This window comes from Thalassobacter sp. (genome assembly GCF_982993085.1).
Map to the genome: position 1 here is coordinate 1 of NZ_CEZFMW010000205.1, position 3,149 is coordinate 3,149.

A 3,149-nucleotide genomic window follows, 5' to 3' on the forward strand; every position below is an offset into this window, starting at 1 on the left:
TGGCTGAGGGCCCGAAAGAGCCGGGACCAAATGTGGATGCGATCATTGCTGAGCGCGATGACTACAAAGATCGCTTTATGCGTGCCTTGGCCGATGCTGAGAACCTGCGTAAACGGTCCGAGCGTGATCGCCGCGAAGCGGAGCAATATGGCGGCTCCAAGCTCGCACGCGATATGATGCCCGTCTACGACAACCTCAAACGGGCGCTTGATGCCGCTGGGGATGAGGCTGACGGTGTTATCGAAGGCATTCAGCTAACGCTGAAAGAACTGTCCAATGTGTTTGAAAAGCACGGGATTACGATCCTGAGCCCCGAAATGGGCGAAAAATTCGACCCACAAATGCACCAAGCCATGTTCGAAGCACCGGTGCCGGGCACCAAAGCTGGTGACATCATTCAGGTGATGGCTGAGGGCTTTATGCTGCATGATCGCCTACTGCGCCCCGCGCAGGTTGGTGTGTCATCCACGCCCGCTGGTTAATCTCCAGCTAAACCCTTTAGCTCATAGATTAAGTTAAGTGCCTCCTTTGGCGTTAACTCATCTGGTAAAATTTCGCGCAGCCGTCCTTCGGCTGCGCTTTTTGTTTGTGGTGCGGGTGGGGGCACTGGCTTTGCTGCAAAAAGCGGCAGATCGTCGATGAACGCCTTTTGGTTGCCGCCTTCTCGTTCGCCTTTTTCCAAGGCCTCCAGTACCAGCCGCGCCCGCGCGACAACGCTTTCAGGCAGCCCAGCTAACTTGGCAACCTGCACGCCATAACTGCGATCCGCCGCGCCCAGCCGGACTTCATGCAGGAAAATAACGTCGCCTTCCCATTCCTTAACCGCAACGGTGGCGTTCTCTACGCCGGGCAGCTTGGCGGCTAGTTGGGTCATTTCATGGTAGTGCGTGGCAAATAGCGCGCGACATTGGTTCACGTCGTGCAGGTGTTCGAGCGTGGCCCATGCGATGGAAAGCCCATCATAGGTCGCTGTCCCGCGGCCAATTTCATCCAAAATTACAAGCGCCCGATCATCCGCTTGGTTAAGGATCGCGGCGGTTTCGACCATCTCGACCATAAAGGTGGACCGCCCACGCGCCAAATCATCGGATGCGCCAACACGTGAAAACAGCTGGCTTACCACACCGATGCGGGCACTTTCGGCGGGTACGAAGCTGCCGATTTGCGCCAACAGTGCGATTAGGGCGTTTTGCCGAAGGTACGTCGATTTACCCGCCATGTTGGGGCCGGTCAGCAGTGAAATTGAAGCAGTATCAGTGGCTGACAGATCCGTATCGTTGCGGACAAACTGGGCGCCTTGGCCTTTGAGAGCGGCCTCCACAACCGGGTGACGTCCGCCGGTGATCGCAAAGTCACGATCACGCGTGATCTCGGGGCGGTTCCAGTTTTCGCCGGTGGCCAAGTCAGCCAGTGCGGTGGTGATATCCATCTCAGCCAACGCACGGGCCGCTTGGTATACGCTGTCCGAAGCCTCCAGAATGGACTGGCGAAGCGTTTCATAGATGCGCTTTTCGAGCTCAAGCGCGCGGGAGCCCGCGTTGAGGATTTTGGTTTCTAGCTCTGACAATTCAACCGTAGTGAAACGAACCTGATTTGCTGTCGTTTGGCGATGAATAAACGTGTCGATGGCATGCATCTTGTCGGCATGGGTCGCGGTGACCTCAATAAAGTAGCCAAGTACGTTGTTGTGTTTGATCTTAAGGCTGGAAATCCCCGTATTAGAGACAAAATCAGCCTGCATCGCGGCAATGACACCACGCCCTTCATCGCGGAGCGATCGGGCCTCATCAAGTTCGGTATCATAATCAGGGGCGACCATCCCCCCATCACGTACCAGCAATGGTGGTTCTGCGACCAATGCATCGTCTAGCAGGTCCAAAAGCGTCGAGTGCCCGGTTAGCGCGCTAACGCTTTCCTTAATTAAACCAGGCAAGTTTTCGGCTGCAAGCACTTCGGATATATGAAGCGATTGATGTAATCCGTCCCGAACGGCAGCTAGGTCGCGCGGTCCGGCGCGATCTAGCGAAAGCCGCGATAAGGCGCGGTCCATGTCGGGTGTCTTACGCAAGGCATCGCGGAGCGTTTGGGTCAGAGCGCTGTTTTTATTGGCCCATGTTATCGCATCAAGGCGCGCAGTAATGACGTCAATTTGTGTGGATGGTGCGGAAACGCGCCGCTCCAATAATCGCCCGCCACCAGCCGTTAGCGTACGATCAATACACGCCAGAAGGGAGCCTGCGCGCCCACCTGATAAACTGTGGGTGAGTTCAAGGTTGCGCCGTGTCGCGCCATCTATTTGCATCAAGCGCTGGGTGGCTTCTTTGACCGGAGGACGCAAAAGCGGAAGCTGCCCGCGCTGCGTTAGGTCCAAATAGCTAACCACGGCGCCCATTGCACCCAACTCAGCACGGCTAAAGCTGCCAAAAGCCTCAAGCGTTGCTACACCGAAAAGCGTACATAATCTGCTGTGCGCACCATCACTGTCAAAGGCAGATCGTGCGACTGTTGTCAGGGCTCCACCAGCATCCTCAACCGTTTCGCGCACCTCTTCTTCGCGGCCTTCTGCCACGATGATCTCGCGTGGTCCTAGTCGCGCCAATTCTGGGCCGAGCCGAACGGAAGGACAGGGCGTGACATGAAAAGCACCGGTGGAAATATCGACCCACGCAAGTGCAGAAGCGTCTCTAACACTGCAATATGCAGCCAAATAATTATGACGACGCGCCTCTAGCAGGCTGTCTTCCGTAAGGGTGCCAGGAGTGACCAGCCGTACAATGCCACGCTTCACCACGGATTTTGAGCCGCGTTTTTTCGCTTCTTCCGGGGTTTCCAATTGCTCACATACAGCGACGCGGAACCCTTTGCGGATCAACGTCAAAAAGTAGTTTTCCGCCGAGTGCGCAGGAACGCCACACATCGGAATATCCGCGCCTTGGTGTTTGCCGCGTTTTGTCAGCGCAATATCTAGCGCCTCTGCCGCTGCGACGGCATCATCAAAAAACATCTCGTAAAAATCGCCCATCCGATAGAACAAGAGCGCGTCGGGCGCGTCCTCCTTGATCTCCAGATATTGCGCCATCATCGGCGTGACGTTCGACATAGGCGCGCCCCCCAGTTTGGACCCTCGCGCGAACGTATCGGCTTGGTCA

At 56.2% G+C, this 3,149-nt stretch carries 2 protein-coding genes; one reads left to right on the top strand and one right to left on the bottom strand.

What is annotated here, in order from left to right; genetic code table 11:
• Positions 1 to 482: nucleotide exchange factor GrpE (locus AC4GMC_RS17925; protein ID WP_487878664.1), on the top strand; the 482-nt coding region annotated here is incomplete at its 5' end.
• On the opposite strand, the gene mutS is transcribed toward AC4GMC_RS17925, so the two are convergent.
• Positions 479 to 3,082, bottom strand: coding sequence for a DNA mismatch repair protein MutS (gene mutS, locus AC4GMC_RS17930; protein WP_487878665.1), 2,604 nt, complete (start codon positions 3,080 to 3,082; stop codon positions 479 to 481). The genes AC4GMC_RS17925 and mutS overlap by 4 nt on opposite strands.
• Between the last annotated feature and the right edge of the window lie 67 nt (positions 3,083 to 3,149).